Here is a 22,456-nt window from a genome sequence, read left to right as displayed (position 1 = left end):
GGGTGAGCGGCCGCGGGCACGCCCTCAGACGCGCGGCAGCGACTCGGCGGCGATGCCGCCCTCGATGGCCAGGATGCGGTGCAGCCGGGTGGCCACCAGGAGGCGCTGCATCTGTGGCGGCACGCCGCGCAGCACGAGGCGGCGTCCGGCCCGTCCCGCCCTGCGGTGTGCTCCCATGATGACGCCGAGTCCCGTGGCGTCCCAGGAGTCCAGCTCGGTCAGGTCCAGCACGAGGTCGCCGACTCCGTCGTCCACGGCCGTGTGCAGGACCGTACGGGCGTCCGCCGCGCTTCGGACGTCGAGGCGGCCCCCGACGACCAGCTCGGCGTGGTCGCCCCTGATGTGCATATGCGCTCCCCGGTCATGCTCCGTAGAAGGTCCGTCGGTCTGTTCTGCCGTCGGCCGTCTGTTCCGCCGTCGGCTCTGTCGTGGGCCCTGCCTCCGCCATGCGTGGCGCCCTGTCTCTGCCACCACTGACTGTCCCGAGGACAGGGAAGTTGCCGTCTGTAAGCGAACTGATATCGAATTCACTCGGTGGAGTGACTCCGGTTCGTCGGGGACCGGTCCCCGCCGGGTAAAGTCCGCGGCTCCCCCGGCCCGGACGGTGGCGGGCCGGGCCGGGCCGAGGAGCCGGGTCCGGTCAGTACGTGTAGAAGCCCTGCCCGCTCTTGCGCCCGATGTCACCTGCGTCGACCATCCGGCGCATCAGCTCCGGGGCGGCGAACTTCTCGTCCTGCGACTCGGTGTAGATATTGCCGGTGGCGTGCAGGAGGATGTCGACGCCGGTCAGGTCCGCGGTGGCGAGCGGGCCCATGGCGTGGCCGAAGCCCAGCTTGCAGGCGATGTCGATGTCCTCGGCCGAGGCGACGCCCGACTCGTACAGCTTGGCGGCCTCGACGACGAGCGCCGAGATCAGCCGGGTGGTGACGAAGCCCGCCACGTCGCGGTTGACGACGATGCAGGTCTTGCCGACCGACTCCGCGAACTCCCGGGCGGTGGCGAGGGTTTCGTCACTGGTCTTGTAGCCGCGCACCAGCTCGCAGAGCTGCATCATCGGGACCGGCGAGAAGAAGTGCACGCCGACGACGCGTTCCGGACGCTCCGTCACGGCCGCGATCTTGGTGATCGGGATGGCGGAGGTGTTGGACGCGAGAACGGTGTTCTCGCCGACGACCTTGTCCAGGGCCCGGAAGATCTCGTGCTTGACTTCCAGCTTCTCGAAGACGGCTTCCACGACGACGTCCGCGTCGGCGACGGCGTCGAGGTCGGTGGTCGTGGTGATGCGGGCGAGCGCGGCCTCGGCGTCGGCCGCTTCCAGCTTGCCCTTGGAGACGAACCTGTCGTACGAGGCCTCGATGCCGTCGCGGCCCCGGGTCAGCGCGGCGTCGGTGACGTCCCGCAGCACGACGTCCCAGCCCGCTTGGGCGGAGACCTGCGCGATCCCGGATCCCATGAGTCCGGCCCCGATGACGGCGAGCTTCCTGGCCACGTTCGCACCCCTTGGTCTCTGTTCGCCCGTGCCCGATTGTTCACGGCGGTTCACATGCTCTCCGGCGGAGGTTAGTACCCGTCGGGCGCGCTGGGGCGGTGAAGAGATGCGCGTCACGTCTCAGATGACGGACATCACACCGGGACGCGTCATTCGGCTCCGCGTCGCGCGTAGTTGAGGGCCCGGTCGCCGAGCAGCCCCTCGGTGTCGTCGAGGACGCCGAGGGCGCCGTGGGAGACCTCGACGGCCTTGCGGCCCTTCGTCATCCCCGGCCCGATGCCGCCCGCCGCGCTCGGCCCCGGCCGACTGGACGCCCTCCCCCGCTTCACCCGGTTCCGCCGTCTGGTGGACGCGTTACGGGACGCCTGCACCGGCTCGTACGCCACGACGCGCGTGCTCCACGGGGTCCTCGTCGCCGTGGTGCTCGCCGCCGCGGCCGTGACAGTGGGCACACCGGTCTTCCGGCGGGCCGGAGCGTAACTACGCTGGGCGCATGGTCAATCTGACGCGCATCTACACCCGGACCGGCGACCAGGGCACCACCGCCCTCGGCGACATGAGCCGCACCGCCAAGACCGATCTGCGGATCTCGGCGTACGCGGACGCCAACGAGGCCAACGCGGCGATCGGCGCGGCCATCGCGCTCGGGCAGCTGCCCGAGGAGCTGGTGAAGGTCCTCGTACGCGTCCAGAACGACCTCTTCGACGTGGGCGCGGACCTCTGCACTCCGGTGATCGAGGACCCGAAGTACCCCCCGCTGCGGGTCGAGCAGTCCTACATCGACAAGCTGGAGACGGACTGCGACACCTTCCTGGAGGAGCTGGAGAAGCTGCGCAGCTTCATCCTCCCCGGCGGTACGCCCGGCGCGGCCCTGCTGCACCAGGCGTGCACCGTGGTCCGGCGCGCCGAGCGGTCCACCTGGGCGGCGCTGGAGGTGCACGGGGAGTCGATGAACACCCTGACCGCCACCTACCTCAACCGCCTCTCCGACCTCCTGTTCATCCTGGCGCGGAGCGCGAACAAGGAGGTCGGGGACGTGCTGTGGGTGCCGGGCGGCGAGCGGTAGGCCTACCACCCGTCGGCCGGCTCCCGTTCCGTCACCGCGCCCTTCGGAGCCCGCTTCGGGAACAGCGTGTAGCCCCCGGCGATGATCAGGTTGACGCCGATCACCAGGCCCATTTTCTGCTGCCAGCCCCGCAGCGAGCTGATCTCCCCGCCGGAGCCGACGTACCAGACGGCTGCCTGGAGCAGGCCCAGCGCGACCACCGCGGCGAGGATCCAGCGGGCGGCGATGTGCCACTCGTGGACGGCGCGCGCCATGCCGTACTTCGGCGGCTTCACGGGCGGCGGGCCGCCGAACCAGCGGTGGGCGACGCGGGCGTCCACCCACGTGATGGTGGAGTGGCCCAGACCCACCGTGAAGCCGATGTAGACGGCGGCCAGCCCGTGCTTCCAGTCGGGCTCGGCCCCGTTCTTCAGGTCGATGGCCGTCACCACCAGCAGCACGACCTCCAGCAGCGGCTCGCACAGCAGCACGGCCGCGCCGAGCTTCGGTTTCCTCGCTACGTACCGCAGGGCGAGTCCGGCGGCCAGCAGGACCCAGAATGCGACCTCACAGGCCACGATCAGTAGGGCGATCACGACTCTCTCCTCCCGTTCCCTCCCAGCCTCCCGGCCGACGGGCGCGGACACGTCGTCGGCAGTGACGAAAACGGACTGCATCCTTCGATGTACTCGCGGATCAGCCGCCGAAGGGAGGTCCGGGGGCGGCGGTGCGTGTTGGATGGAGAGGTGCTCACCCAGATCCGCCCCGACCGCGACGACGTGACCCTGGGCGTCTCCGGGCTGCTCGGCGGGCTGCTCCTGTGGCTGCTGGGCCTCCACACCCAGGGCGGCCACTCCCTCTCCGCACCCTGGGTCACCCTCGTACCGCTGACCGTCATGGCCGCGGCCGAGCTGCTGCGCCGCACCGCACCGCGCACGGCGCTGACGATCGGCACGCTCGCACTGGTGGCGAACCAGTTCACCCCGGGCAACCTCGCCACCGTCCTGATGTTCACGGACGTCATGTACGCGGCCGTGCTGTACGGGACCCCGGCCGCCGCCCGTCGGCTCCCGGTGGCCACGCTCCTGATCACCGTGGCGTCCACGATCGGCTTCCTGGCCTGGTTCCGTGAGCCCGAGGCGCTGTTGATCGGCCTGGTCATCGGGCTGGTCTCCTTCATCCCCGCCATCACCGGCGTCAGTGTGCGCACCCACCGCGCCGCCGCCGAGGCGGCCCGGCTGGCCGCGGCACAGACCGCGCGGCTGGCCGAGATGGACCGGACGCAGGCGGTGATCGCCGAGCGGGCCCGGATGGCCAGGGAGCTGCACGACATGGTGGCCAACCACTTGTCCGCCGTGGCGATCCACTCCACCGCGGCCCTGTCCATCGACGACCCGGAGACCTCACGCAGCGCCCTGAAGGTGATCCGCGAGAACAGCGTCGAGGGGCTCGCGGAGATGCGCCGGCTGATCGGCCTGCTGCGGGAGAGCGGCGAGGACGACGCCCCGGCGGCGGCCCCGACGCTCGCCTCCCTGGACGTGCTCGTCGAGCAGACGAACGTCAACGGGGTGTCGGGCGGGCTGGTCTGCGTCCTGGAGGACACGCGGGAGGCGACGGCCGGGGCGCTGCCGACCCCGGTCGAGCTGGCCGCGTACAGGATCGTCCAGGAGTCCCTGACCAACGCCCTCAAACACGCGGCGCCGGGGCCGGTCGTGGCGCGACTCGCCCAGGGCGACGGGATGCTGACGATCGAGGTGACCAGTGTGTTCGGCAGCCGCCCCGGACCGACGGCGCCCGGTTCGGGGGCGGGCCTGGTGGGCATGCGGGAGCGGGTGACGCTGCTCGGCGGGACGTTCGACGCCGGGGCCGAGCCGGTCGACGACGGCAACGGAAACGGGACCAAGGTCTGGCGGGTGCGGGCTCAACTGCCCGTGACGGAAGGGGCGGTGGGGGAATGACCATCCGGGTACTGGTCGCGGAGGACCAGTCGGCGGTGCGCGCGGGGCTGGTGCTGATCCTCTCCAGCGCGCCGGACATCGAGGTCGTCGGAGAGGCGGGGGACGGCGAGGCGGCGGTGCGCCTGGCGCGTGAACTCCGCCCGGACCTGGTGCTGATGGATGTCCAGATGCCGCGCCTCGACGGGGTGACGGCGACGCGGCAGGTGGTCGAGGAGGAGCTCGCGGACGTCCTGGTGCTGACCACGTTCGATCTGGACGAGTACGTCTTCGGGGCGCTGCGCGCGGGGGCCTCCGGCTTTCTGCTGAAGAACACCGAAGCCCGCGATCTGCTGGAGGCGGTACGGACGGTGGCGCGCGGCGAGGGGCTGATCGCCCCGGCCGTGACCCGGCGGCTGATCGCGGAGTTTGCCGGCGCATCCCCCGTACGCGGCCGGGTGGCGGCCGATCCCGCGGTGCTGGACACGCTCACCCGGCGCGAGCGCGAGGTGCTGGGGTGCCTGGGCGAGGGCCTGTCGAACGCGGAGATCGCGCTGCGCCTCTCGATGGCCGAGGCCACGGTCAAGACCCACGTGAGCAGGGTGCTGGGCAAGCTGGAGCTGCGCAGCCGTGTTCAGGCGGCGGTTCTAGCACAGGAGTTGGGGGTCCGGGCCACTTCCTGATCTTTGGTCCAGACCTCTTGACGATTGGTCCAGACCTTCCTACTGTCACCGTCACACACTGCGGTGAGTACGAGAGCACCCGTACTCAGGGCGGCGCAGGGTTTGCAGTCCACGAATCACCCCCGTTTGTTGGACCTCACCCGAGGAGCTCCGTTGAGCACAGAATCCCCCCAACGCCGATCCAGATTTCGATGGGTCCCCGCCCGCAGCGGCCGGTCCAAGGTCATCGCGGGCCTGACCGCACTGGTCGTGCCGCTGGCCGCGATGGTGGGGCTCGCCTCCCCCGCCACGGCGGCCACGTCGGCCACCGCCACGTACACCAAGAAGTCGGACTGGGGCAGCGGCTTCGAGGGCCAGTGGACGGTGAAGAACACCGGCACCACCGCGCTCTCCTCCTGGACCATCGAGTGGGACTTCCCCTCGGGCACCACGGCGGGCTCCGCCTGGGACGCCAGCCTCACCAAGAGCGGTAACCACTACACCGCCAAGAACCTCTCCTGGAACGGGTCCGTGGCGCCCGGCGCCAGCATCAGCTTCGGCTTCAACGGCACCGGCTCCGGCTCCCCCACGGGCTGCAAGCTGAACGGCGCCTCCTGTGACGGCGGCAGCGTCCCCGGCGACAACGCCCCCTCGGCGCCCGGCACCCCCACCACCAGCGACGTCACCGACACCTCGGTCAAGCTCAGCTGGAGCGCGGCGACCGACGACAAGGGCATCAAGAACTACGACGTGCTGCGCGACGGCGCGAAGATCGCCACGGTCACCGGCACGACGTACACCAACACCGGCCTGACCGCGGGCACCGACTACTCCTACGCCGTACAGGCCCGGGACACCGCGGACCAGACCGGCCCGGCCTCCGGCGCCGTCTCCGTGCGCACCACCGGCGGCGGTGGCGAGCAGCCCGGCGGTGACAAGATCACCATGGGTTACTTCACCAACTGGGGCGTCTACGGGCGCAACTACCACGTCAAGAACCTGGTGACGTCCGGTACGGCCGCGAAGATCACGCACATCAACTACGCCTTCGGCAACGTGCAGAACGGCAAGTGCACCATCGGCGACGCCTACGCCGACTACGAGAAGGCGTACACCGCCGACCAGTCCGTCGACGGCGTCGCCGACACCTGGGACCAGCCGGTGCGCGGCAACTTCAACCAGCTGCGCAAGCTGAAGGCCAAGTACCCGCACATCAAGATCCTCTGGTCGTTCGGCGGCTGGACCTGGTCCGGCGGCTTCGGCCAGGCCGTGCAGAACCCCGCCGCCTTCGCCCAGTCCTGCCACGACCTGGTCGAGGACCCCCGCTGGGCCGATGTCTTCGACGGCATCGACCTCGACTGGGAGTACCCCAACGCCTGTGGTCTGACCTGTGACACCAGCGGCCCGGCCTCGATCAAGACCATGGCCGACGCCATGCGGGCGAAGTTCGGCCCGAAGTACCTGGTCACCGCCGCCATCACCGCGGACGGCTCCGACGGCGGCAAGATCGACGCGGCCGACTACGCCGGCGCCTCCCAGTCCTTCGACTGGTACAACGTGATGACGTACGACTTCTTCGGCGCCTGGGCGGCCAAGGGCCCGACGGCCCCGCACTCGCCGCTGACCCCGTACACCGGCATCCCGCAGCAGGGCTTCACCTCCTCCGAGGCCATCGCCAAGCTGAAGGCCAAGGGCGTCCCCGCCAAGAAGCTGCTCCTCGGCATCGGCTTCTACGGTCGAGGCTGGACCGGCGTCACCCAGTCCGCCCCCGGCGGCACGGCGACCGGCGCGGCCCCGGGCACGTACGAGGCGGGCTTCGAGGACTACAAGGTCCTCAAGAACACCTGCCCGTCCACCGGCACCGTCGGCGGCACCGCGTACGCCCACTGCGGCACCAACTGGTGGAGCTACGACACCCCGGCCACCATCGGCTCGAAGATGAACTGGACGAAGAACCAGGGCATGGGCGGAGCGTTCATCTGGGAGCTCTCCGGTGACACCAGCAACGGCGAACTGGTGACCGCGGTCACCAGCGGCCTGAAGTAACGACACCGGTGCTCCCCACGCCATAACGGCAAGCACCACCCCGGAAAAGCACCGGGGAGACGGGTCCGCCCCCCGTCTCCCCGGTTTTTCGCTGTGTACGCGCGGCTCCGCGACGTCCTCAGGCCACCAGGGCTCCCCCGGACCTCGTCCAGGGCCCCCTGCCGGCGGCGGGGCCGCGTATCAGGCCATGTTGACCCTCCCCGGGCTCCGTCCGAGGAGGGACCCCCAACCAGCGGGGCTGCCGGTCAGGCCACATCGCCCCTCCCCCAGACTCCGTCCGGGGGGACCCCCTCCCAGCGGGGCTGCCGGTCAGGCCACATTGACCCGCTGGCCGGGCGGTGCCGCCTCCAGCCAGGCGAGGAAGCCGGTCAGGGCGTCCTCGCTCATCGCCAGCTCCAGGCGCGTCCCGCGGTGGAGACAGCCGAGCACGACGGAGTCGGACAGGAGCGCGAGCTCCTCCTCGCCCTCCGGAAGCCGGCGGGCGATCACCTCGATCGCAGAACGCTCCAGGCCCCGGCGGGGGCGAGGAGCGTAGGAGAAGACCCGGAACCAGTCGACGCGGTCACCGCTGTAGCGGGCGACCCCGTAGACCCAGCCCTTGCCGAGCGCATCGGGTTCCTCCGACACGTCCCAGCGCAGGCTGCAGTCGAAGGTCCCTCCGGACCGCTGGATCAGCCTCCGGCGCAGGCCGAAGACGAACAGTCCCAACAGAACCGTGACGATGACGGACGCTCCCACCCACAACGCGAGGACCATCTCCACCGACCTCCTCGCATCGTCGAGTAACGAACACCGAAACCGTATTGCACCTGCATCGCCTCAGCCGCGACACGGCTGGATCGCTCCAGCTCGAGCCGCGGCTGAGTAAAGACATCTGTCAGTGGGGGTGCTAGCGCACCGCCACCGCGCGCAGTCGCACGTCGGCGCGCCGCTGGGCAGCGGCGTCCGCGTCCGACTTCGCGAGTTCCAGCGCCCGCTCGGCGCGCTCGACATCGATCTCGTCGGCCAGCTCGGCGATCTCGGCCAGCAGCGACAGCTTGTCGTCCGCGAACGAGATGAATCCACCGTGCACAGCGGCGATGACGGTGCCGCCCTCACTCGTGCGGATCGTCACCGGGCCCGATTCCAGCACACCGAGAAGCGGCTGGTGACCGGGCATGACGCCGATGTCGCCGGACGTGGTGCGCGCGACGACCAGGGTGGCCTCGCCGGACCAGACGCTTCGGTCGGCGGCGACCAGCTCGACATGCAGCTCAGCAGCCAAGGGTGGCTCCTCGGGTCACCACCCGGCCGCCCGGCCGGGTGTCGGTTCAATTCTACGGGGCGTGGTGAGGGGGGCGGGACACACCCACCCCCCTCGGTGAGCCGGAGGCTCAGGAGACGCCGAGCTCCTTGGCCTTGGCCTTGAGGTCGTCCAGGCCACCGCACATGAAGAACGCCTGCTCGGGGAAGTGGTCGTAGTCTCCGTCGCAGATCGCGTTGAACGCGGAGATCGACTCGTCGAGCGGCACGTCCGAACCGTCCAGGCCGGTGAACTGCTTGGCGGCGTGGGTGTTCTGCGACAGGAAGCGCTCGACGCGACGGGCACGGTGGACAACGAGCTTGTCCTCCTCGCCCAGCTCGTCGATACCGAGGATCGCGATGATGTCCTGGAGGTCCTTGTACTTCTGGAGGATCCCCTTGACGCGGCTGGCCGCGGCGTAGTGGTCCTGCGAGATGTAGCGCGGGTCCAGGATGCGGGACGTGGAGTCCAGCGGGTCCACGGCCGGGTAGATGCCCTTCTCGGAGATCGGACGGGAGAGAACCGTCGTCGCGTCGAGGTGGGCGAACGTGGTGGCCGGGGCCGGGTCGGTCAGGTCGTCCGCGGGGACGTAGATCGCCTGCATCGAGGTGATCGAGTGACCACGCGTCGAGGTGATGCGCTCCTGGAGCACACCCATCTCGTCGGCCAGGGTCGGCTGGTAACCCACCGCGGACGGCATGCGGCCGAGCAGCGTGGAGACCTCGGAGCCGGCCTGCGTGAAGCGGAAGATGTTGTCGATGAAGAGCAGCACGTCCTGCTTCTGCACATCGCGGAAGTACTCCGCCATGGTCAGGGCGGACAGGGCCACGCGCAGACGCGTCCCCGGCGGCTCGTCCATCTGGCCGAAGACGAGCGCGGTCTTCTCCAGAACGCCCGACTCGGTCATCTCGTCGATGAGGTCGTTGCCCTCACGGGTGCGCTCACCGACACCGGCGAACACCGACACACCGTCGTGCAGCTTCGCCACACGCATGATCATTTCCTGGATGAGGACCGTCTTGCCGACGCCCGCACCACCGAACAGACCGATCTTGCCGCCCTTGACGTACGGGGTCAGCAGGTCGACGACCTTCAGGCCGGTCTCGAACATCTCGGTCTTCGACTCGAGCTGGTCGAAGGCCGGGGCCTTGCGGTGGATCGGCCAGCGCTCGGTGATCTGCGCCTCGGCCTCCGGCTCGTTCAGGATCTGGCCGAGGGTGTTGAACACCTTGCCCTTGGTGATGTCACCGACGGGCACGGTGATGCCCTTGCCCGTGTCGGTCACCGCGGCCTGGCGGACCAGGCCGTCGGTGGGCTGCATCGAGATCGCGCGGACCACGCCGTCACCCAGGTGCTGGGCGACTTCCAGGGTCAGCGTCTTGCGGGCGCCGTCCTCGGCGGGGTCCGCGACCTCGACGTGGAGGGCGTTGTAGATCTCCGGCATCGCGTCGACGGGGAACTCCACGTCGACGACCGGGCCGATGACCCGGGCGACGCGGCCCGTGGCAGCGGCCGTCTCAACTGTCGTCGTCATTACTTGTCACTCCCCGCGGTCGCGTCGGCCAGAGCACTGGCACCGCCGACGATCTCGCTGATTTCCTGGGTGATTTCGGCCTGTCGGGCCGCGTTGGCAAGCCGGGACAGGCTCTTGATGAGGTCCCCGGCGTTGTCGGTGGCCGACTTCATCGCGCGGCGGCGGGCAGCGTGCTCGGAAGCGGCTGCCTGCAGCAGTGCGTTGTAGATGCGGCTCTCGACGTAGCGCGGCAGAAGGGCGTCGAGGACGTCCTCGGCCGACGGCTCGAAGTCGAACAGCGGAAGGATCTCACCCTTGCGGGTGCTCTCCTTCGCCACCTCGTCGAGCGAAAGCGGCAGCATCCGGTCGTCGACCGCGTTCTGCGTCATCATCGACACGAATTCCGTGAAGACGATGTGCAGCTCGTCGACGCCGCCCTCGGCCGTGTCCTTCTGGATGGCCTCGATCAACGGGGCGGCGATGCTCTTGGCATCGGAGTACGCCGGGTTGTCGGTGAAGCCGGTCCAGGAGTCCTCGACCTTGCGCTCGCGGAAGCCGTAGTACGCGACACCCTTGCGGCCGACGATGTACGTGTCGACCTCCTTGCCCTCGGAGGCAAGGCGCTCCCGCAGTCGCTCCGCGGCCTTGATGGCGTTGGAGGAGTAGCCGCCGGCCAGGCCGCGGTCGCTCGTGACGAGCAGGACCGCGGCCCGGGTCGGGGCCTCGACCTCGGTGGTGAGCGGGTGCTTGGCGTTGGAGCCGGTCGCCACCGCGGTCACCGCACGGGTGAGCTCGGTCGCGTACGGCTGGGACGCCGCCACCTTGCGCTGCGCCTTGACGATGCGCGAGGCGGCGATCATCTCCATCGCCTTGGTGATCTTCTTGGTCGCGGTGACGGCTTGGATGCGGCGCTTGTAAACGCGAAGCTGAGCGCCCATCGATCAGCCCTCGCCCAGGAGCTTGCCGTCCGAGGTCTCGAACTGCTGCTTGAAGGCGGCGATCGCGTCGGCGATCGACTGCAGCGTGTCGTCGGACATCTTGCCGCCCTCGGCGATGCTGGTCAGGAGGTCCTTGCGCTCACGGCGCAGGAACTCCAGCAGCTCGCTCTCGAAGCGACGGATGTCCTCGACCGGGACGTCGTCCATCTTGCCCGTGGTGCCGGCCCAGACCGAGACGACCTGCTCCTCCATCGGGAACGGGGCGTACTGCGGCTGCTTCAGCAGCTCGACCATGCGCTTACCGCGCTCCAGCGAGGCCTTCGAGGCCGCGTCCAGGTCGGAACCGAAGGCGGCGAACGCCTCCAGCTCGCGGTACTGGGCGAGGTCCACGCGAAGCCGGCCGGAGACCTGCTTCATGGCCTTGTGCTGGGCGGAGCCACCGACTCGGGAGACCGAGATACCGACGTTGAGCGCCGGACGCTGACCCGCGTTGAACAGGTCGGACTCCAGGAAGCACTGGCCGTCGGTGATGGAGATGACGTTGGTCGGAATGAACGCCGACACGTCGTTCGCCTTGGTCTCGACGATCGGGAGGCCCGTCATCGAACCGGCGCCCATCTCGTCGGAGAGCTTGGCGCAGCGCTCCAGCAGACGCGAGTGCAGGTAGAAGACGTCACCCGGGTAAGCCTCGCGGCCCGGCGGGCGGCGCAGCAGCAGGGACACGGCGCGGTAGGCGTCGGCCTGCTTCGAGAGGTCGTCGAAGATGATCAGGACGTGCTTGCCGTCGTACATCCAGTGCTGGCCGATGGCCGAACCGGTGTACGGCGCCAGGTACTTGAAGCCGGCCGGGTCGGACGCCGGGGCGGCGACGATGGTCGTGTACTCCAGCGCACCGGCCTCTTCGAGCGCACCACGCACGGAGGCGATGGTGGAACCCTTCTGACCGATGGCGACGTAGATGCAGCGGACCTGCTTGTTCACGTCGCCCGAGCGCCAGTTGTCGCGCTGGTTGATGATCGTGTCGACGGCCAGAGCGGTCTTGCCGGTCTGACGGTCGCCGATGATCAGCTGACGCTGGCCTCGGCCGATCGGCACCATGGCGTCGACGGCCTTGTAGCCGGTCTGCATCGGCTCGTGCACCGACTTGCGGACCATGACGCCAGGGGCCTGCAGCTCGAGGGCGCGGCGGCTGTCGGTCGCGATCTCGCCGAGACCGTCGATCGGGTTGCCGAGCGGGTCGACGACGCGGCCGAGGTAACCCTCGCCGACGCCTACGGAGAGCACCTCACCGGTGCGCTGCACCGGCTGGCCCTCCTCGATGCCGCTGAACTCGCCGAGGACGATCGCACCGATCTCGCGCTCCTCGAGGTTGAGGGCGAGACCGAGGGTGCCGTCCTCGAACTTCAGCAGCTCGTTCGCCATGGCGGAGGGAAGACCCTCCACCTTCGCGATGCCGTCGCCGGCAACGCTGACCGTACCGACCTCCTCGCGCGAGGCCGCGTCCGGCTGGTACGACTGGACAAAGTTATCCAGTGCGTCCCGGATCTCCTCCGGCCGGATCGTGAGCTCCGCCATCTGGGTTCCCTGCTCTCCTTGTTGGGCCCGAAGTTTCTTAAGGGGGTCTGGGGGCCGACCCCCAGGAATCTTCTGCAATTTCTGCACGGCCCAACCGGGCCGCTGGTCTTGCTTGTTCTTCTGCGCTGAGCGGTGTCAGCCGGCCATGCGGCGGGTCGCCTCTTCGAGGCGCTCCGCGACGGTGCCGTTGATGATCTCGTCACCGACGCGCACCGAGATCCCGCCGAGGACCGCGGGGTCCACGTCCAGGTTCAGGTGCATCTCGCGGCCGTACAGCTTCGCCAGAGCGGCGCCGAGGCGCTGCTTCTGCCGGTCGCTGAGCGGCACCGCCGAGGTGACGACGGCGACCATGCGGTCCCGGCGCTCCGCGGCGAGCTTGGACAGTGAGTCCAGCCCTGCTTCCAGGCTACGTCCACGGGGCTGGGTGACCAGGCGGACGATGATCCGCTCGGTGACCGGCTGCGCCTTGCCGCCGAGCAGGCTGCGGAGCAGCTCGCCCTTGGCGGAGGCCGTGGCCGTACGGCTGGTGAGCGCGGAGCGCAGCTCCTTGTCGGAGCCGACGATCCGGCCGAACCGGAACAGCTCGTCCTCGACGTCGTCGAGGCGGCCGCCGCGCTGGGCCGCGGTGAGGTCTGCGGTGTTCGCCAGCTCCTCGACCGAGTCCACCAGGTCACGCGACTGCGACCAGCGGGACCGGACCAGTCCGGAGACCAGGTCGACGGTCTCGCCGCCCACCTGTCCGCCGAGCAGACGCGTGGCCAGCTCGGCCTTGCTCTCGCCGCTCTGGGCCGGGTCGGTGAGGACCCGGCGCAGGGATACTTCGCGGTGGAGCAGCGCGGTGACCGATGCCAGCTCCTCGGCGAGCTTCGCCGCGTCGACCGACGTGTTGTCGGTCAGCGCGTCGAGACGCTCGCGTGCGGCAGCCAGTGCTTCGCGGCTCGCGCTGTTCATCGGGCTGCCTCGGCCTTCGCCTCGAGCTCGTCGAGGAAACGGTCGACGGTGCCGCTCTGCCGGGCGTGGTCCTGGAGGGACTCGCCGACGAGCTTGCCGGCCAGGTCGGTGGCGAGCCTGCCCACGTCCTGACGCAGCGCCGAGGCAGCGGCCTTGCGGTCGGCCTCGATCTGGGTGTGGCCGGCGGCGATGATCTCTTCGCGCTGCCGCTGACCTTCCGCCTTCATCTCCTGGATGATGACGGCACCCTGCTCCTGCGCCTCCTGGCGCAGACGGGCGGCCTCGTGGCGGGCTTCGGCGAGCTGAGCCTTGTACTGCTCAAGAACGCTCTGGGCCTCGATCTGAGCCGATTCGGCCTTCTCGATGCCACCCTCGATCGCCTCGCGGCGCTCTTCCAGGGTCTTGTTGATCACCGGAAGCAACTTCTTCGAGAAGACGAAGAAGACGATGCCGAAGCAGATCAAGCCGATGACGACTTCAGGCCAGACCGGGAGCAGAGGCATCTGCGGTTCCTCGGCTGCCAGGTACATCATGGTGGACCTTTCGTCGAATGGGGCTACAGCCACAACGTCACTTGACGATGAACGGAACGACGAAGCCGATCAGGGCCAGGGCCTCGACGACGGCGAAGCCGAGCAGCATGTTCTGGCGGATGAGGCCGGCAGCCTCGGGCTGGCGGGCGATGGCCTGCACACCGTTACCGAAGATGATGCCGATGCCGATGCCGGGGCCGATCGCGGCGAGGCCGTAGCCGATGGTGCCGACGTTGCCGTTCACGGCCGCGAGGGTCTCGAAAGCAGCAGACATGTCTGTGGTTCCTTCTCTTGGTGGGTCCGGTGGAAATGGTCTTCGCACCGGGCGACTGGGGATCTGAGGGCGGGAGCCGGGGGCCGGCAGGTCCTCAGTGGGCTTCTTCGAGCGCCTGGGAGAGGTACGTGGCCGTCAGCACGGTGAACACGTAGGCCTGAAGGGCCTGGATGAACATCTCGAACACGGTGATGACCAGCGTCATGATGAACGACGCGCCGGCGTAGACCGTGCCCAGGACCGTGCCCAGCATGTACCAGGTGGCGATCGTGAAGATCAGGATCAGGATGTGGCCCGCGAACATGTTCGCGAAGAGTCGGACAGCCAGCGTGAACGGGCGGACGATGACGTTGGAGATGAACTCCAGCGGCGTCAGCAGCACGTAGATCGGCTTGGGCAGACCGCTCGGGACGCAGAGGTTGCGGATACCCCCGACGAATCCGTTCGACCGGAACGTCACCGTCATGTACGTGACCCAGACCACCAGCGCGAGGCCGACGGGGTAGGCGATGACGGAGCTGACCGGGAACTGGGCGAGCGGGATGAGGGCCCAGAGGTTCAGGATCCAGACGAAGAAGAACAGGGAGACCAGCAGCGGGACGAAGGGCTCGCCCTTCTTGCCGATGACCTCCTTGGCGATACCTCGGTGGACGAAGTCGTACAGCGCCTCGGCGACCATCTGCAGCTTGCCCGGGACGACCTTCGGCTTCGAGAAGCCGGCCCAGAAGAAGGCCAGGATCGCGAAGGTTCCGATGATCGCGAGCAACATGGGCTTGTTGAACTCGACAGACCCGACAGTGAAGAGCGGGTCGAAGATGAACGACCACACACTGGGAGCTTGGAACCCGCAGTCCTTGAACAGGTGGCAGTTCGTCTCGAAGGCGAGCGTCTGGGCGTCAGTCACCAAGAGCTCCTTCTGCATGGCGCATGGATGCGGCTACCTCGTTGTGTCGGAGCGGCGGGTGGCCGCAGGTCGGCACCGGACTGGTTCTTACGGTGAGGAGGCGGCGGCCGGGCCCGAAGCCTCGCGATGAATCAAGCGACCGCCTTGTTGCCCGCGCTCGCACTACCGCAACCGAGACCGGACGATAGCAGCACGTCGAACATGGCTTTATTCCGCCCCTACTCATCACGATCTCCCCCAGGGCCGCCCGGACGGTTCCGGGCGTCCGCGTCGGGGTCGACGTAGAGGATCTTGCTCCGGGAGTGCAGCACGGCCTGCGTGGTGATCCATGTGATGACGGCCGCGACCAGCGAGAGGGCGAAGACCTGAAGATCGAAGAGCGAGGTGTTCCGGATACTCAGGATGAAGATGAGCAGGAGCACGAGCTGAGCCGAGTAAATCATCAGCCCCATGCCCTGGAACAAGTGAGGCATGGTCTTGCCGACCCAGTTGAGCGCCAGCAGTCCGAGCGCCATGAAGACGATCACGACCACGCAGCCCACCGCGGCACCGATCGCCCCCTCGCCGCCGGCGAGCAGACCGCCGACAAGCGTGGCGACGGCTCCCACCGCGGCGGTGGGGGTGGCGATGCGCAGTAGTTCGCGCATGTCGGACTGCATGGCGGCAGCTCCACTGGTCTGAGGGGAGGAATGGGGCGTCGTCATGGACGAGCGTAGGCCCGGTCCGCGAGGCGGATTTTCGGGCCAATGGACCGTCCTGCAAGGGTCCTTCGGCTCCGTCACCGGGTCTCGTGAACGGTATCACAAACTATTTGATGAGGTCTTTACCTCAAAGGTGTGCCAACTGTCACACATGAGAGCTAATCCGCGCGTGTGTGCACGACAAGACGGCGCAATGTCTGATAATGCACCGTGAGTTCCGAATCGTCAGCGCGAGGAGTCGATGGAGCGGCGATCCGGGAACCGCGAACGAGCGCCGATCGCGGTAGCGCCGTTGACGCCGGACACTCCGACCGCCACGGGAGCCCGTTCGACGGCCTCCTCGCCCATCCCCGCGTCTGCCGAGCCCTGTTGGGCTCCGGAGGCCACGGGCACCGGCTTCTCCTCGTACGGGACGGCCGGCTCCTCCTCCGCCCCCCGGTGGCGGTAGCGCGGCGGCACGATGCGGTTGGCCCAGTGCGGGGCGCGCGGGGTGAAGCGCGGCATCAGCAGCAGGACGAGGCCCACCGCGCTCGCCGCGACGATGACGAACACGATCCACGAGGACGCCGAGTGCACCGAGTATCCGACGGCGCCGAAGGCGATGAGGGCCGACCAAAAGTACATGATCAGCACGGCCCGGCTGTGCGAGTGACCGATCTCCAGCAGCCGGTGGTGCAGGTGGCCCCGGTCGGCGGCGAACGGCGACTGGCCGTTCCAGGTGCGGCGGACGATGGCGAGGACCAGGTCGGCGGCCGGGATCGCGATGATCGTCAGCGGCAGCACCAGCGGGATGAAGACCGGGAGCAGCGCGTGGGTGGCCTCGCGCTCACTGCCCTCGAAGATCTTCATGAGGTCCGGGTCGACCTGGCCGGTGATCGAGATCGCACCGGCCGCCAGCACCAGCCCGATCAGCATCGAGCCCGAGTCGCCCATGAAGATCCGCGCCGGATGCATGTTGTGCGGCAGGAAGCCGAGGCACATCCCCATCAGGATCGCCGCGAACAGGGTCGCGGGGGCCGCAGCCTCGATGCCGTACCCCATCCAGAGGCGGTACGCGTACAGGAAGAACGCCGCCGACGCGATGCACACCATGCCCGCCGCGAGCCCGTCCAGGCCGTCGACGAAGTTGACCGCGTTGATCGTGATGACGACCAGTGCCACCGTGAGCAGCGTGCCCTGCCACTGGGTGAGGGCCACCGTGCCGACGCCGGGGATCGGCAGCCACAGGATCGTGAGCCCCTGGATGACCATGACGGCGGCGGCGATCATCTGGCCGCCGAGCTTGATCAGGGCGTCGATCTCGAACTTGTCGTCGAGGACGCCGATCAGCCAGATCAGGGCGGCGCCGGAGAGCAACGCCCTCGGCTCGTTGGAGAGTTCGAAGACGCCCCGCAGATTGAAGAGGTGGTCCGCGACGATCAGCCCCGCGCACAGTCCGCCGAACATGGCGATCCCACCGAGCCGGGGTGTCGGCTCGCGGTGGACGTCGCGCGCGCGGATCGCGGGCATCGCCCCGACCGCGATGGCGAACTTACGCACCGGTCCGGTCAGCAGATAGGTCACCGCTGCCGTGACACAGAGCGTCAGCAGGTAATCACGCACGGGCTGCCCCACAGAACTCGCCGGTCATCCAAAAACCACACCCTAGTCTCTGGAACAGAGACTCCGGGCTACGGATGATGGTTGCACAGGCTTCGGGTGCCCCGAATACGGCGGAGCGATCCGCTCCGCGCACCTCGGACTCCCCTACCCCGGATACGGCGGATGGCGCGCGGCCAGCTCGTGGACCTCCGCCGCGATCGGGCTCACGTCGCCCGGCTCCCGTACGGCCGCTCCGAACAGGGCCGCGATCCGGGCCATGTCCCCGTCGTCCATCCCCTGGGTGGTGACGGCGGCCGTCCCCAGCCGGATGCCCCGGGCGTCCCCGTACGGCAGTGCGCAGGTGTCCAGGACCACTCCGGCCGCCGCCAGCCGCTCCCGGGCGGTGCGGCCGTCGACGCCGAGCGGGGCCGGGTCCGCGACGACGATGTGGGTGTCCGTGCCGCCCGTGGTGACCTCGAAGCCCTCCGCCTCCAGGCCGGCGGCGAGCACCCGGGCGTGGGCGACGACCTGGTGGGCGTAGCGGGTGTAGGCGGGGGTCGCCGCCTCCCCGAACGCGACGGCCTTCGCCGCCACCGTGTGCATCTGCGCGCCGCCCTGGGTGAACGGGAACACCGCCCGGTCGATCCGCTCGGCCAGCTCCGCGCCGCACAGGAGCATGCCGCCGCGCGGGCCGCGCAGCACCTTGTGCGTGGTGGCGCAGACCACGTCGGCGTACGGGACCGGGCTCGGCGCCGCGCCCCCGGCGATCAGCCCCATCGGGTGGGCGGCGTCCACGATCAGGTACGCGCCCGCCTCGTCGGCGATCTCCCGGAACAGCGCGTAGTCGGGGTGGCGGGGGTAGGAGATCGAGCCGCAGACGATCGCCTCGGGGCGGCGGGCGCGGGCCAGGGCGCGGAGCCGGGCGTAGTCGATCAGCCCGGTCTCCGGGTCGACCCCGTAGCCGACGAAGTCGAACCAGCGGCCGGAGAAGTTGCCCGGCGCCCCGTGGGTGAGGTGTCCCCCGTACGGGAGCCCCATCGCGAGCACCGTGTCGCCGGGGCGCAGCAGCGCGGCGTAGGCGGCGAGGACGGCCGAGGAGCCGGAGTGCGGCTGGACGTTGGCGTGTTCGGCGCCGAAGAGGGCGGTGGCCCGGCGGACCGCGACGCGTTCGGCGGCGTCCGCGTGCTCGCAGCCGCCGTGGTGGCGGGCGCCCGGGTACCCCTCGGCGTACTTGTTGGCGAGCGGGGAGCCGAGGGCGGCGAGGACCGCGGGCGAGGCGAAGTTCTCGGCGGCGATCAGCTGGAGGGTGGTCGCCTGCCGGCCGCTCTCGGCGAGCAGCACTCCGGCGAGCTCCGGGTCCTGGCGGAGCAGGGCGTCGAAGTCCTGGGGCAGGGCGTCGGGCGCGGGCGACACGGCTGCGGCTGCGGGTGCGGCGGGAGAGGTGACCGGCATGGGACGGCTCCGGGCCTGGAGGTGGGTGCGCCGGCGAGGGGTGCCGGTGTCCGTTCCAATGTAGGCCGGGGCCGGGCGCCGTGCCCGCTGTCGCGGGGTGCCGTACGCCGGTCGGCGCACCCGCCCCCGGTACGGCGGGGGCGGCTCCCCTTCAGTGCGGGGCGCGCACGCCGGTGAGGGCGGTGACGACGGGGTCGAGTGCCTGGTTGATCTCGTCGCCGATGGAGCGGAAGAAGGTGATGGGAGCGCCGTAGGGGTCGTAGACCTCGTCGGCCTCGGCGGTCGGGGCCAGCAGCCAGCCGCGCAGCGCGGCGGCGGCGCGCACCAGGGCGCGGGCGCGCTCGACGACGCCCTCGTCGAGCGGGTCGGGCAGGGTGGCCGGGTCTATGGCCCGCACCAGCCGGGTGAACTCCTTGAGCGTGAAGGTGCGCAGGCCCGCGGAGTGGCCCATGGAGATGACCTGGGCGCGGTGGTCGCGGGTGGCGGTGAGGACCAGGTCGGCGCGGATCACGTGCTCGTCCAGCAGCTCGCGGCCGACGAAGCCGGTGGCGTCCGCGCCGAAATCGGCGAGGACGACCTCGGCGTTGGCCTCCATGGGTGCGCCCTCGTGGCCCCAGGTGCCGGCGCTCTCCACGACGAGGCCGCCGCTGAGCGGGTCGCCGAGGCGGTCCACCAGGGCATGGCGGGTCAGCCGCTCGGTGATCGGTGAGCGGCAGACGTTGCCGGTGCTGACGTGGAGGATGCGGAAGGTGTCGGTCCGCCCCGCTATGCCACGCCCCTCGGGGGCGGTCAATTGGCCACCTCGAGGTCGGGGACCACCTTGCGCAGCTCCTCCGCGGAGAGGGCGCCGGCACGCAGCAGGACCGGGGTGGCACCGGTGACGTCGACGATCGAGGACGGCACGATGCCGGGCGTCGGGCCGCCGTCGAGGTAGACGGAGACGGAGTCCCCGAGCATCCCCTGGGCGGCGTCGCAGTCCTCGGGCGAGGGGTGCCCGGTGAGGTTGGCGCTGGAGACCGCCATCGGGCCGACCTCGGTCAGCAGCTCGATGGCGACCGGGTGCAGGGGCATCCGGATGGCCACGGTGCCGCGGGTGTCGCCGAGGTCCCACTGGAGGGAGGGCTGGTGCTTGGCGACGAGGGTGAGGGCGCCGGGCCAGAAGGCGTCGACGAGCTCCCAGGCCTCCTCGGAGAAGTCGGTGACCAGGCCGTGCAGCGTGTTCGGCGAGCCGATGAGGACGGGGGTGGGCATGTTGCGGCCCCGGCCCTTGGCGTCCAGCAGGTCCGCGACGGCCTCCGAGGTGAAGGCGTCCGCACCGATCCCGTACACGGTGTCGGTGGGCAGCACGACCAGTTCGCCCCGGCGGACGGCCGATGCGGCCTCGCGCAGGCCCGTGGTCCGGTCGGTGGCGTCGTTGCAGTCGTATCGCCGAGCCATCAGCCGGCCTCCTGGAGCGGGTACGGGTACGGGTACGAGTGGTGGTGCCGGGGGCCGGTCACGGCATGGCCTTGCGGGCGGTGGCGAACCGGGGCCGCTTGTTCAGGTCGGGGTGGTCGGCGGCGTCCGCCCAGCCCCGCTCCTCGGTGAAGATCCACGGCACCTGGCCGCCCTGGGTGTCGGCGTGCTCGATGACGACGAGGCCGCCGGGGCGCAGCAGGCGGTGGGCGGTGCGTTCGATGCCGCGGATGGTGTCGAGGCCGTCCTCGCCGGAGAACAGGGCCATCTCCGGGTCGTGGTCGCGGGCCTCGGGGGCGACGTACTCCCACTCGGTGAGCGGGATGTACGGCGGGTTGGAGATGACCAGGTCGACCTGGCCGTCGAGCTCGGGAAGGGCGCTCAGGGCGTCTCCCTTGTGCACGGTGACCCTGGACCCCTCGGCGTTCTTCCGCGTCCACCTGAGGGCGTCCTCGGACAGCTCCACGGCGTGCACCCGGGAGCGGGGGACCTCCTGGGCCATGGCGAGCGCGATGGCGCCCGATCCGGTGCACAGGTCGACGACGACGGGCTCGACGACGTCCATCGCGCGCACCGCGTCTATGGCCCAGCCGACGACCGACTCGGTCTCCGGGCGGGGTACGAAGACACCGGGCCCTACTTGCAGTTCCAGGTAGCGGAAGAAGGCGCGGCCGGTGATGTGCTGGAGGGGTTCGCGGGCCTCGCGGCGCGCGATCGTCTCCCAGTACCGGGCGTCGAAGTCCGTGTCGGGCACCGTGTGCAGCGCGCCCCGCTTCACCCCGTGGACGAAGGCCGCGAGTTCCTCGGCGTCGAATCGCGGTGAGGGGACACCGGCGTCGGCCAGCCGCTGGGTGGCCTGGGCCACCTCGGCGAGCAGCAGGTTCATCGCGGTTCTCCGTACGGGTTACGGGTGTGCGGGGCGGGCGGGTCGCTTACGCGTTGGCGAGCTTGGCGGCGGAGTCGGCGTCGACGCATGCCTGGATGACGGCGTCCAGCTCTCCGTCGAGCACCTGGTCCAAGTTGTACGCCTTGAAGCCGACGCGGTGGTCCGAGATGCGGTTTTCCGGGAAGTTGTACGTCCGGATCTTCTCGGAGCGGTCGACGGTGCGGACCTGGCTGCGGCGTACGTCGGAGGCCTCCTGCTCGGCGGCCTCCTGGGCGGCGGCCAGCAGCCGGGAACGCAGGATGCGCATGGCCTGCTCCTTGTTCTGGAGCTGGCTCTTCTCGTTCTGGCAGGAGGCGACGACGCCGGTGGGCAGGTGCGTGATGCGGACGGCGGAGTCGGTCGTGTTGACGGACTGGCCGCCGGGGCCCGAGGAGCGGTAGACGTCGATGCGCAGGTCGTTGGCGTGGATCTCGACGTCGACCTCCTCGGCCTCGGGGGTGACGAGCACGCCCGCGGCGGAGGTGTGGATGCGGCCCTGGGACTCGGTGGAGGGCACGCGCTGCACACGGTGCACACCGCCCTCGTACTTCATCCGGGCCCAGACGCCCTGGCCGGGCTCGGTGGCGCCGTTGCCGCCCTTGGTCTTCACGGCGACCTGGACGTCCTTGTAGCCGCCGAGCTCGGACTCGGTGGAGTCGATGATCTCGGTCTTCCAGCCGACGCGCTCGGCGTAGCGCAGGTACATGCGCAGCAGGTCGCCCGCGAACAGGGCGGACTCGTCGCCGCCGGCGCCCGCCTTGATCTCCAGGAGCACGTCCTTGTCGTCGCTGGGGTCACGCGGGACGAGGAGGAGGCGGAGCTTCTCGGTGAGCTCCTCGCGCTGCTTCTCCAGGTCCTTGACCTCGGCGGCGAAGTCGGGGTCGTCCGCGGCGTACTCGCGCGCGGTCTCGATGTCCTCGCCGGTCTGCTTCCAGTTCCGGTACGTGGAGACGATCGGGGTCAGCTCCGCGTAGCGCTTGTTCAGCTTGCGCGCGTTGGCCTGGTCGGCGTGGACCGACGGGTCGGCGAGCTTCTTCTCGAGACCGGTGTGTTCACCGATCAGTTCCTCGACCGCCTCGAACATTCGGGGGCTCCTGGTTGGTTGTGCGTCTGCGGGCCTGCTGGAGGGCGTACTGCCGGGTGGGGCGTCCGGCGGGGGTTCCCCCGCGCGCCCGACCGGAAAAAACGCCGGTTCC

General features: G+C 69.7%; 24 protein-coding genes. 5 read left to right on the top strand and 19 right to left on the bottom strand.

The genetic code is table 11. The features are described from left to right. Positions 1 to 24: 24 nt before the first annotated feature. Together ACH4RG_RS09055 and ACH4RG_RS09050 are read right to left on the bottom strand one after the other, a co-directional pair. Entirely contained in the window at positions 25 to 348 is a 324-nt protein-coding gene (locus ACH4RG_RS09055) for an STAS domain-containing protein (RefSeq protein WP_397921288.1), read from the bottom strand. Between the two features lie 292 nt (positions 349 to 640). Continuing rightward, on the bottom strand, positions 641 to 1,489 hold the full coding sequence (locus ACH4RG_RS09050; RefSeq protein WP_397921290.1) for a 3-hydroxyacyl-CoA dehydrogenase family protein: 849 nt from the start codon (positions 1,487 to 1,489) through the stop codon (positions 641 to 643). 276 nt (positions 1,490 to 1,765) lie between these two features. On the opposite strand from ACH4RG_RS09050, the gene ACH4RG_RS09045 reads away from it, so the two are divergent. Both ACH4RG_RS09045 and ACH4RG_RS09040 read left to right on the top strand, forming a co-directional pair. Then, on the top strand, positions 1,766 to 1,969 hold the full coding sequence (locus tag ACH4RG_RS09045; protein WP_398539299.1) for a hypothetical protein: 204 nt from the start codon (positions 1,766 to 1,768) through the stop codon (positions 1,967 to 1,969). A 13-nt stretch (positions 1,970 to 1,982) separates the two neighbouring features. Then, positions 1,983 to 2,555 (top strand): cob(I)yrinic acid a,c-diamide adenosyltransferase, encoded by a 573-nt coding sequence (locus tag ACH4RG_RS09040; RefSeq protein WP_397921292.1) that lies wholly within the window; start codon positions 1,983 to 1,985, stop codon positions 2,553 to 2,555. 2 nt (positions 2,556 to 2,557) lie between these two features. Here ACH4RG_RS09040 and ACH4RG_RS09035 read toward each other — a convergent pair whose 3' ends face one another. Next, positions 2,558 to 3,130 (bottom strand): hypothetical protein, encoded by a 573-nt coding sequence (locus ACH4RG_RS09035; protein WP_398539298.1) that lies wholly within the window; start codon positions 3,128 to 3,130, stop codon positions 2,558 to 2,560. A gap of 150 nt (positions 3,131 to 3,280) precedes the next feature. Here ACH4RG_RS09035 and ACH4RG_RS09030 point away from each other — a divergent pair, with 150 nt between their 5' ends. The 3 genes from ACH4RG_RS09030 (at position 3,281) to ACH4RG_RS09020 (ending at position 7,176) form a co-directional block, all read left to right on the top strand. Beyond that, on the top strand, positions 3,281 to 4,492 hold the full coding sequence (locus ACH4RG_RS09030) for a sensor histidine kinase (protein WP_397921296.1): 1,212 nt from the start codon (positions 3,281 to 3,283) through the stop codon (positions 4,490 to 4,492). Continuing rightward, the gene (locus ACH4RG_RS09025) at positions 4,489 to 5,151 is read left to right on the top strand and encodes a response regulator (protein ID WP_397921298.1); all 663 of its coding nucleotides are present in this window, start codon (positions 4,489 to 4,491) and stop codon (positions 5,149 to 5,151) included. The genes ACH4RG_RS09030 and ACH4RG_RS09025 overlap by 4 nt, the downstream gene beginning before the upstream one ends. A 153-nt stretch (positions 5,152 to 5,304) precedes the next feature. After that, positions 5,305 to 7,176: a glycosyl hydrolase family 18 protein gene (locus ACH4RG_RS09020; protein WP_397921300.1), complete on the top strand. Its 1,872-nt coding sequence runs from the start codon at positions 5,305 to 5,307 to the stop codon at positions 7,174 to 7,176. Positions 7,177 to 7,485: 309 nt separating this feature from the next. Here the strand turns inward: ACH4RG_RS09020 and ACH4RG_RS09015 are convergent, their stop codons facing one another. From ACH4RG_RS09015 to prfA, 16 genes are all read right to left on the bottom strand, one after another. Continuing rightward, positions 7,486 to 7,932 (bottom strand): DUF2550 domain-containing protein, encoded by a 447-nt coding sequence (locus ACH4RG_RS09015; RefSeq protein WP_056702475.1) that lies wholly within the window; start codon positions 7,930 to 7,932, stop codon positions 7,486 to 7,488. A 133-nt stretch (positions 7,933 to 8,065) separates the two neighbouring features. Beyond that, positions 8,066 to 8,440, bottom strand: a complete 375-nt coding sequence (locus ACH4RG_RS09010; protein ID WP_003966248.1) for a F0F1 ATP synthase subunit epsilon — start codon at positions 8,438 to 8,440, stop codon at positions 8,066 to 8,068. 109 nt (positions 8,441 to 8,549) lie between these two features. Further along, positions 8,550 to 9,992, bottom strand: coding sequence for a F0F1 ATP synthase subunit beta (gene atpD, locus ACH4RG_RS09005; RefSeq protein WP_397921302.1), 1,443 nt, complete (start codon positions 9,990 to 9,992; stop codon positions 8,550 to 8,552). Continuing rightward, positions 9,992 to 10,909: a F0F1 ATP synthase subunit gamma gene (locus ACH4RG_RS09000; RefSeq protein ID WP_397921304.1), complete on the bottom strand. Its 918-nt coding sequence runs from the start codon at positions 10,907 to 10,909 to the stop codon at positions 9,992 to 9,994. The genes atpD and ACH4RG_RS09000 overlap by 1 nt, the downstream gene beginning before the upstream one ends. A gap of 3 nt (positions 10,910 to 10,912) precedes the next feature. Then, positions 10,913 to 12,484 carry a F0F1 ATP synthase subunit alpha gene (gene atpA, locus ACH4RG_RS08995; protein WP_397921306.1) on the bottom strand — a complete coding sequence of 524 codons (1,572 nt, stop codon included), beginning with the start codon at positions 12,482 to 12,484 and terminating at the stop codon, positions 10,913 to 10,915. Positions 12,485 to 12,619: 135 nt separating this feature from the next. Then, positions 12,620 to 13,435 carry a F0F1 ATP synthase subunit delta gene (locus ACH4RG_RS08990; RefSeq protein WP_397921308.1) on the bottom strand — a complete coding sequence of 272 codons (816 nt, stop codon included), beginning with the start codon at positions 13,433 to 13,435 and terminating at the stop codon, positions 12,620 to 12,622. Next, complete coding sequence (locus ACH4RG_RS08985) at positions 13,432 to 13,968, bottom strand: F0F1 ATP synthase subunit B (protein WP_397928949.1); 537 nt, start codon at positions 13,966 to 13,968, stop codon at positions 13,432 to 13,434. The genes ACH4RG_RS08990 and ACH4RG_RS08985 overlap by 4 nt, the downstream gene beginning before the upstream one ends. A 37-nt stretch (positions 13,969 to 14,005) precedes the next feature. Further along, complete coding sequence (gene atpE, locus ACH4RG_RS08980; RefSeq protein WP_003966254.1) at positions 14,006 to 14,242, bottom strand: ATP synthase F0 subunit C; 237 nt, start codon at positions 14,240 to 14,242, stop codon at positions 14,006 to 14,008. A 94-nt stretch (positions 14,243 to 14,336) separates the two neighbouring features. Next, positions 14,337 to 15,164 carry a F0F1 ATP synthase subunit A gene (gene atpB / locus ACH4RG_RS08975; protein ID WP_003966255.1) on the bottom strand — a complete coding sequence of 276 codons (828 nt, stop codon included), beginning with the start codon at positions 15,162 to 15,164 and terminating at the stop codon, positions 14,337 to 14,339. Between the two features lie 200 nt (positions 15,165 to 15,364). Continuing rightward, the gene (locus tag ACH4RG_RS08970; RefSeq protein ID WP_397921310.1) at positions 15,365 to 15,805 is read right to left on the bottom strand and encodes a hypothetical protein; all 441 of its coding nucleotides are present in this window, start codon (positions 15,803 to 15,805) and stop codon (positions 15,365 to 15,367) included. A 267-nt stretch (positions 15,806 to 16,072) separates the two neighbouring features. Continuing rightward, positions 16,073 to 17,461: an MraY family glycosyltransferase gene (locus tag ACH4RG_RS08965; protein ID WP_397928951.1), complete on the bottom strand. Its 1,389-nt coding sequence runs from the start codon at positions 17,459 to 17,461 to the stop codon at positions 16,073 to 16,075. A gap of 132 nt (positions 17,462 to 17,593) precedes the next feature. Beyond that, the gene (glyA, locus tag ACH4RG_RS08960; RefSeq protein ID WP_398161135.1) at positions 17,594 to 18,880 is read right to left on the bottom strand and encodes a serine hydroxymethyltransferase; all 1,287 of its coding nucleotides are present in this window, start codon (positions 18,878 to 18,880) and stop codon (positions 17,594 to 17,596) included. A gap of 151 nt (positions 18,881 to 19,031) precedes the next feature. Beyond that, on the bottom strand, positions 19,032 to 19,673 hold the full coding sequence (locus tag ACH4RG_RS08955) for a protein-tyrosine-phosphatase (protein WP_397921316.1): 642 nt from the start codon (positions 19,671 to 19,673) through the stop codon (positions 19,032 to 19,034). Then, on the bottom strand, positions 19,670 to 20,317 hold the full coding sequence (locus ACH4RG_RS08950) for an L-threonylcarbamoyladenylate synthase (RefSeq protein ID WP_007447713.1): 648 nt from the start codon (positions 20,315 to 20,317) through the stop codon (positions 19,670 to 19,672). Before ACH4RG_RS08950 ends, ACH4RG_RS08955 begins: the two co-directional genes overlap by 4 nt. Before the next feature lie 58 nt (positions 20,318 to 20,375). After that, on the bottom strand, positions 20,376 to 21,221 hold the full coding sequence (prmC, locus tag ACH4RG_RS08945; RefSeq protein WP_073878327.1) for a peptide chain release factor N(5)-glutamine methyltransferase: 846 nt from the start codon (positions 21,219 to 21,221) through the stop codon (positions 20,376 to 20,378). A 46-nt stretch (positions 21,222 to 21,267) separates the two neighbouring features. After that, on the bottom strand, positions 21,268 to 22,344 hold the full coding sequence (gene prfA, locus ACH4RG_RS08940; RefSeq protein ID WP_073739916.1) for a peptide chain release factor 1: 1,077 nt from the start codon (positions 22,342 to 22,344) through the stop codon (positions 21,268 to 21,270). Positions 22,345 to 22,456: the final 112 nt, after the last annotated feature.

It is taken from the genome of Streptomyces sp. NPDC021019 (genome assembly GCF_044333295.1).
Classification (GTDB): domain Bacteria; phylum Actinomycetota; class Actinomycetes; order Streptomycetales; family Streptomycetaceae; genus Streptomyces.
The sequence above is the reverse complement of the archived record's forward strand: the minus strand, read 5'-3'. Positions and strand labels throughout refer to the sequence as shown.

Bases quoted from the DNA above. Each gene is read 5' to 3' on its own strand.
- glyA (WP_398161135.1), bottom strand. From the start codon at position 18,880: ATGCCGGTCACCTCTCCCGCCGCACCCGCAGCCGCAGCCGTGTCGCCC.
- atpE (WP_003966254.1), bottom strand. From the start codon at position 14,242: ATGTCTGCTGCTTTCGAGACCCTCGCGGCCGTGAACGGCAACGTCGGC.
- prmC (WP_073878327.1), bottom strand. From the start codon at position 21,221: ATGAACCTGCTGCTCGCCGAGGTGGCCCAGGCCACCCAGCGGCTGGCC.
- ACH4RG_RS09025 (WP_397921298.1), top strand. From the start codon at position 4,489: ATGACCATCCGGGTACTGGTCGCGGAGGACCAGTCGGCGGTGCGCGCG.
- ACH4RG_RS09040 (WP_397921292.1), top strand. From the start codon at position 1,983: ATGGTCAATCTGACGCGCATCTACACCCGGACCGGCGACCAGGGCACC.
- ACH4RG_RS09045 (WP_398539299.1), top strand. From the start codon at position 1,766: ATGCCGCCCGCCGCGCTCGGCCCCGGCCGACTGGACGCCCTCCCCCGC.
- ACH4RG_RS08990 (WP_397921308.1), bottom strand. From the start codon at position 13,435: ATGAACAGCGCGAGCCGCGAAGCACTGGCTGCCGCACGCGAGCGTCTC.
- ACH4RG_RS09055 (WP_397921288.1), bottom strand. From the start codon at position 348: ATGCACATCAGGGGCGACCACGCCGAGCTGGTCGTCGGGGGCCGCCTC.
- ACH4RG_RS08950 (WP_007447713.1), bottom strand. From the start codon at position 20,317: ATGGCTCGGCGATACGACTGCAACGACGCCACCGACCGGACCACGGGC.
- ACH4RG_RS08970 (WP_397921310.1), bottom strand. From the start codon at position 15,805: ATGCAGTCCGACATGCGCGAACTACTGCGCATCGCCACCCCCACCGCC.
- ACH4RG_RS09015 (WP_056702475.1), bottom strand. From the start codon at position 7,932: ATGGTCCTCGCGTTGTGGGTGGGAGCGTCCGTCATCGTCACGGTTCTG.
- atpD (WP_397921302.1), bottom strand. From the start codon at position 9,992: ATGACGACGACAGTTGAGACGGCCGCTGCCACGGGCCGCGTCGCCCGG.
- atpB (WP_003966255.1), bottom strand. From the start codon at position 15,164: ATGCAGAAGGAGCTCTTGGTGACTGACGCCCAGACGCTCGCCTTCGAG.
- ACH4RG_RS08985 (WP_397928949.1), bottom strand. From the start codon at position 13,968: ATGATGTACCTGGCAGCCGAGGAACCGCAGATGCCTCTGCTCCCGGTC.
- ACH4RG_RS09000 (WP_397921304.1), bottom strand. From the start codon at position 10,909: ATGGGCGCTCAGCTTCGCGTTTACAAGCGCCGCATCCAAGCCGTCACC.
- atpA (WP_397921306.1), bottom strand. From the start codon at position 12,484: ATGGCGGAGCTCACGATCCGGCCGGAGGAGATCCGGGACGCACTGGAT.
- prfA (WP_073739916.1), bottom strand. From the start codon at position 22,344: ATGTTCGAGGCGGTCGAGGAACTGATCGGTGAACACACCGGTCTCGAG.